A 6,525-nucleotide genomic window follows, 5' to 3' on the forward strand; every position below is an offset into this window, starting at 1 on the left:
CNCGCGGCCCGCCTCGCCGGCCGCCTGCCCGGCGAGGCGCCGGGCGACCGCCGCGTTGCGCGCCTCGGCCTTGGCGGCCAGCGTGCGCACGGCGATGTCGAACCGCTCCATGGAGGTGGGCTCGTCCGGGCCGAGCAGGTACTGCTTCAGGGCGCGCCGCTCCCCCGCCATCCGGTCGGCGGCCGGGTCGGCGACGGCGGCGAGCAGTTCGCCGAGCTCGGCGGCGTCGTTGGACAGGACGACCGCGGCCCGCACCGCGGTGTTCTGCCGCCGGAACTCCTCCGCGCCGAGCCCGGCGGAGTCCGTCACCGCGTACGGCTTGCCGCTGGCGATGAAGTCGGAGACGACGCTGGAGATGTCGGAGACCATGCCGTCCGCCTCGTTGAAGCAGTCGTACAGGTGGGGCCGGACGCCGGTGACGACGCGGTGCTCCCACCAGCCGAACGAGCGCCAGTAGGCGTCGTTCCACTCGGCGCGCAGCCGCTTGGCCTCGGCGAGGCGGTGCGGGTCGGCGAGGGAGACGCGGGAGGTCTCCGCCTCGTCGGCGCCCTTCCGGCCGGGGTCGGCGAGGTCCGCGAGGCGGTTCTCGATCCGGGCCAGTTCGGCGCGGGCCGCGGCCTGCCCGGCCTGCGCCGCGGCGGCCTCGCGCGCCCAGCGCGGGTCGGCGGCGCGGCGGGCGGCGGCCTCGGAGATCATCGCGCGGATCCGCTCGTCGACCGCCTTGGCCCGCTTGTCGACGAGACCGGTGAAGGGGTGCGGCTTGTAGACGACGCGGACCGGGTCCGGCGCCTCCAGCAGCCGCCGGACGATGTTCTCGCCCGCGAGGAGCAGCGAGGTGTTGCCGGGTTCGCCGTCCCAGCCCTCCCAGGTGGGGGCGTACAGGATGGTCGGGACGGGGTTCCTCGGCGTGCCCGTGCCGGGCCGGATGGGGGCGAGCTGGGGACGGCCGACCTCGACGATGTCCTCGTCGCGGACGCCGACGTCGGCGAGGGCGTACCGGTCGCGGCCGGCCCGGCCGGCGGTCCACACCTCGTCGTACACCTTGGAGAACGGGTTGACGCTGGCGAGCTTGTCGCTGTCGCCGTGGCCGATGAAGACGTGCTTCGAGGTCGGCACGCGCAGCATGTGGATGTTCTTGGCGGTGTTGGCCGGGTACAGCGTGACGCGGAGCGTCGACCAGTCGCGGGCCATCGTGTGCTGGCCGCCCGGGATGCACAGGACGGGGACGGCCGTGTCCTCCAGCTTCGGGACGAGCTCCGGCTCGCGCATGACGACGATCGGCCGGCCGCCGACCCGCCCCATGGTGTCCAGCCACATGTTGACCTGGTAGGCCGCCTCCTCGGAGCCGGAGAAGTACAGCGCGACGTCCGGCTGGTACTCCCGCAGCCAGGTGTCGACGGCCTTGAGGACGGCGCCGGCGGCCGGGACGCGGCGCTTGCGGCGCACGTACGGCAGGAGCAGCAGGACGTAGAGGACGCCGAGGCCCAGCGTGGCGGCGACGCCCGCGTACGCGAGGACGGCGCTGCCGGTGACGGCGGCGGCGACGATGCCGGCGACGGCGGGAAGGTCGAGGTGGAGCATCTTCTCGCCGGCCCGGTGCAGCAGGGCGCGCGGCGGGGCGTCGGGGATGCGCACGCCGTGCAGGTCGATGTTGCGGGTGACGACCGGCATGGTGCGGCGCAGCCTGATGAGGGTGGTGAGCGCGCCGTGCGGGGCCTGGAGGCCGTAGAAGAGGAGGAAGCAGGCGACCGTGGCGTAGAACACCGGCTGTTCCGCGAGGCCCGCGCGGGCGAGGAGCAGGATCAGCAGCAGCTGGCGCAGCAGGAAGCGGACGGGCAGTCCCGCGCGGACGTCGTTGAGCCGGTCGACCAGGCGGCTCTTCTTCTGGTGCAGGTACCAGTCGGCGGCGTAGGTGACGGCCCCGGCCCCCGCGAACAGCCCGATGTCCGGAATCAGCGCGGCGAGCACGGCACAGGGGAATCCGAGTACCAGGAGGACTGCCGCGGCCAGCTCCGATCCGCTGCCCACTCGGGCCAGTCGAATGACGGTCGAAATCACGTGGAAACTGCTCCAGACGGGGGTGCCGGTGGTCTCACGAGGTGCTTCGTCTCCGTGCGGGCGGAGCTCCACGGAGCGGGCCCCCGCATTTGCGATCTCTCGCCGATGCGGGGGCCCAAGAATTCACATTGCGCGAGTATTACACATCTTCCTGGCGGTCCAGGACGGCCGCCAGGGCCTGCTCGAAGCCGGACGCCTCGCCCGCCGCGCGGGTCGGGTCCTGCTGCCGCACGTCGACGACGTGACCGGTCAACTCGGAGAGCAGCACGTCGAGGGAGGTGCGGGCGACGGCCTCGGAGGAGAGCAGCGTCCCGGCGGGCTCCCGGCCGAACGCCCTGGTCCGCATGGGGGTCGCGGTGCGCTCGGGGTTCACGCAATTCACCCGGATTCCGTCGGCCGCCCATTCGTCGGCGAGGGCCTGCGTGAGATTCACCATGGCCGCCTTGGTGGACGAATACAGGCTGTACTCGGCACGGCCGCGGGTATAGCTGGAGGAGGTGTAGAGGAGGAGCTGCCCCTTGGTCTCCACCAGGTACTTGTAGGACGCACGGGCGATCTGGACCGGCGCGAGGTAATTGACGTTCAGCGCTTCCTGAATGGTGGCGCTGTCGGTTTCCGCGAGTTTTCCGATGCGCAGGACGCCCGCCGTGTTGATGACGTGGTCGACGCGGCCCGTCTCGGCGTACGCCCTGGCCAGCGCGTCCTCCACGTGCTGCGGGTTCTCGACGTGGGTGCCGGTGGTGGAGCGGCCGAGCGCGTAGACGCGGGCGCCGTACCGCTCGGCGAGGGCCGCTATGTCGGCGCCGATGCCGTACGAGCCGCCGAAGACGACGAGTGTCCGGCCGGAGAGGCGCTCGCGGTAGGCGTCCTCGCCGGCCGCCTGGGCGGGGGCCGCGGTGGAGGCGAGCTGGAACAGCTTGTCGGCGATGAAGACGTCGACGGGCTGCGTCACCTTCATGTTGTACTCGTCGCCGGGCACGACGTGGATCGGCACGTCCGGCAGGTACCTGAGCACGACCGAGCAGTCGTCGGTGGCCTGGAAGTTCGGGTCGCCCGCCGCGATCTCGTACGCCCTGCGGATCGTGGACAGCTTGAACGCCTGCGGGGTCTGGCCGCGGCGCAGCCGGGACCGGTCCGGCACGTCCGTGATGAACTCGCCGTCCTCACCGTGGGTGCGCGTCACGATGATCGTGTCGGCGGAGGGGATGGCGACGTCCACGGCCTGGTAGCGGTCGAGGGCGGCCACGCAGTCCTCGATGACGCGCTGTGACAGCAGGGGGCGTACGGCGTCGTGGAAGAGGACGTTGAGGTCCTCGCCGTCCGCGAGGTCCTCGCCGAGGGCGCGGATGGCGCGCTCGGTGGTCTCGTTGCGCGTGGCGCCGCCCTCGATGATCCGGGTGACCTTGGTCAGTCCCGCCTTCGCGACGATCCTCTCGACGTCGGCCACGAACCCCGGCGCCATCAGCACGATCACGTCGTCGACGCAGTCGGCCTGCTCGAAGATGGCGAGCGTGTGCTCGATGACCGGCTTGCCCGCGATCTTCAGCAGCTGCTTCGGGATCGCCAGCCCCACCCGCTGACCGGTGCCCCCCGCCAGGACGACGGCGGTGGTGCGGGTCTCGGCTTCACGAGGCGCGGACGGGGGCGCAGACACAGGGACGACCTACCTTGCTCGGCTCGGGGAACGGGCTGATGGTCGCACCCTCCGTGACCGTCCCGCAAGGCGGGACCGGGAGCGCGGTACCCCCGCCGGAAACCGGTGGTTCACCGCCCGGCGGCCTTCCCGACGGGATCGGAAGGGGACGGCGCCGGGGCGGACCGCGCACGATCCGGCGGCCGGACGGTCTCCGCGCCCCGGACGCGTCCCAGGCGCGCCCTCGGCGTGCACCCTGCGTGACCGGCGGTCCCGCCGGCCCCTCCCCGTGCGACCACCCNNCNCCCCGTACGGCCACGGAGTCACCGCGGGTCCGAGGGCGCCGCGGATCCGCCGCAGCGGGGCACCGGGAACACAGCGGGGCATCAGGAACACAGTCCGGTCGCGGTGGCACCGGCATCCCCCGGCCCCAGGGTGGCGGGCCCGGCCCCGTTGCACGGCCGGAAGCCCCCGAGCGCCCCTGTCAGGGGCGGCGTGCCGCGACGACCGCCGAACTGGCCGGTGTGGTGAGGACTTCGGTGGCGTCCAGCAGTGGATGAGTGAGGTAGAGAAGGCGGAGTTCGTCCACTTCGCCGCCGAACCGGGGCGGCCAGTGGGGCGACGGGGTGAAGTCGTCGAGGATCAGCAGGCCGCCCGGGGCGAGCAGCCCGACCACTCCTTCGGGATCGTCGCGCTTGCCGCCGCCGTCGCAGAAGAGGACGTCGAACGGGGCGTGCCGCTCGAGCAGCCGCCAGTCGCCCGTGAGGACGCCGACGCGGTCGTCGTCCGCGAAGACGCCGGCCGCCCGGCGGGCCAGGTCCTCGTCGCGCTCCACGGTGACCAGGCGTGCGCCGGCACCGAGGCCGCTGTGCAGCCAGGCCGTTCCCACACCCGCACCGGTGCCGCTCTCCCCGATGGTTCCGCCGGGCTTCGCGGCGACGGCCAGCCTGAGCAGCCTGCCCACCTCGGGGATGCAGCTCTTCTCGAACCCCGCCTCGGAGGCGACGCGCTCAGCGGCCGCCACACGGGGTGGAACCGCCCGCTCCGGCATGATCACGATTCCCCCTCCCTCGTGGGCACGACGCTACCCGCGGGCGGAGGCGGTCCGTGCGGAGTTCCGCCTGTCCGGCTCCGGCGGTCCTCCCCGGACACGGCGGAAACCCCGGCTCCCGGCTCCCGGCTCCCGGCTCCCGGCGAAGCAATCGTCGAGGTGGCAACCGTCGGCCCCTCCCGCCACGGGATCGGGAGGAGTACGGGAACGGCGGGGCCGCCGTGGGGCGACCCCGCCGAACCGCGGGCGTCCTACCGGGACCTGACGGATCCTCAGGTCCTCCGATGGTCAGAACGGGTCGAACTCGTCGTACTCGCGCTCCGCCTCGTCCCGCTCGGCCTGGCGGTCCTTGCGGCGCTGCGCGGCCGGACGCGGGGCCTCCAGGCGGTGGTCCTCGCCGCGGCGGCCGAGCATCTCGGCGCCCGCCATCATGGTGGGCTCCCAGTCGAAGACGACCGCGTCGTCCTCGGGGCCGATGGCGACGCCGTCGCCCGCGCGGGCCCCGGCCTTCATCAGCTCGTCCTCGACACCGAGGCGGTTGAGGCGGTCGGCGAGGTAGCCGACGGCCTCGTCGTTGTTGAAGTCCGTCTGCCGCACCCAGCGCTCCGGCTTCTCGCCGCGCACCCGGTACAGGCCATCCTCCTCCCTCGTGACGGTGAAGCCGGTGTCGTCGACCGCCTTCGGGCGGATGACGATCCGGGTCGCCTCCTCCTTCGGCTTCGCGGCGCGCGCCTTGGCGACGATCTCCGCGAGGGCGAAGGACAGCTCCCTCAAGCCCAGGTGGGCGACGGCCGACACCTCGAAGACGCGGTAGCCGCGCGCCTCCAGGTCGGGACGGACCATGTCGGCGAGGTCCTTGCCATCCGGGATGTCGACCTTGTTGAGGACGACGACGCGGGGCCGGTCGCCGAGCCCGCCGTACTGGCGCAGCTCCTCCTCGATGACGTCCAGGTCGGACAGCGGGTCGCGCTCCGACTCCAGGGTCGCCGTGTCGAGGACGTGGACCAGGACGCTGCACCGCTCAACGTGGCGCAGGAACTCCAGACCCAGGCCCCTGCCCTGGCTGGCGCCGGGGATGAGGCCGGGCACGTCGGCGATCGTGTAGACGGTGGAGCCGGCGGTGACGACGCCGAGGTTCGGCACGAGGGTGGTGAACGGGTAGTCGGCGATCTTCGGCTTCGCGGCGGACAGCACCGAAATCAGCGAGGACTTGCCCGCGCTCGGGTAGCCCACCAGCGCCACGTCGGCGACGGTCTTCAGCTCCAGGACGATGTCCTGCACGTCCCCAGGCTCGCCGAGCAGCGCGAAGCCGGGCGCCTTGCGGCGGGCCGAGGCCAGCGCGGCGTTGCCGAGGCCGCCGCGCCCGCCCTGCGCCGCCACGTACCGGGTGCCGTGGCCGACCAGGTCCGCGAGGACATCGCCCTTCCGGTCGAGGACGACCGTGCCGTCCGGCACCGGCAGGACCAGGTCCTGGCCGTCCTTGCCGGAGCGGTGGCCGCCCTCACCGGGCTTGCCGTTGGTGGCCTTGCGGTGCGGGGAGTGGTGGTAGTCGAGCAGCGTGGTCACGGACTGGTCGACGACGAGGATCACGTCGCCGCCGCGTCCGCCGTTGCCGCCGTCGGGGCCGCCGAGCGGCTTGAACTTCTCCCGGTGGACGGAGGCACAGCCGTGGCCTCCGTTACCCGCGGCGACGTGCAGCTCGACGCGGTCCACGAAGGTGGTCATGGTGGGGTGCCTCCAGCGGTGCGGAAAGTGGGGTTCGTACGTGTACGGGGTGTACAGG

Annotated in this window: 3 protein-coding genes and 1 pseudogene; all 4 read right to left on the reverse strand. The window is 72.8% G+C overall.

Annotation, left to right across the window (positions count from 1 at the left end; translation table 11 throughout):
* Nucleotides 1-2: 2 nt before the first annotated feature.
* Nucleotides 3-2,058, reverse strand: a pseudogene (locus tag MW084_RS08840) (hypothetical protein); the annotation flags it as partial.
* Between the two features lie 139 nt (nucleotides 2,059-2,197).
* The gene (locus tag MW084_RS08845; protein WP_255119439.1) at nucleotides 2,198-3,712 is read right to left on the reverse strand and encodes a bifunctional cytidylyltransferase/SDR family oxidoreductase; all 1,515 of its coding nucleotides are present in this window, start codon (nucleotides 3,710-3,712) and stop codon (nucleotides 2,198-2,200) included.
* A 463-nt stretch (nucleotides 3,713-4,175) separates the two neighbouring features.
* Entirely contained in the window at nucleotides 4,176-4,748 is a 573-nt protein-coding gene (locus MW084_RS08850; RefSeq protein ID WP_029553935.1) for an O-methyltransferase, read from the reverse strand.
* Nucleotides 4,749-5,030: 282 nt separating this feature from the next.
* Complete coding sequence (obgE, locus tag MW084_RS08855; RefSeq protein WP_010476315.1) at nucleotides 5,031-6,467, reverse strand: GTPase ObgE; 1,437 nt, start codon at nucleotides 6,465-6,467, stop codon at nucleotides 5,031-5,033.
* Nucleotides 6,468-6,525: the final 58 nt, after the last annotated feature.

Origin of the sequence: Streptomyces sudanensis, from assembly GCF_023614315.1 — a bacterium.
Classification (GTDB): Bacteria; Actinomycetota; Actinomycetes; order Streptomycetales; family Streptomycetaceae; genus Streptomyces; species Streptomyces sudanensis.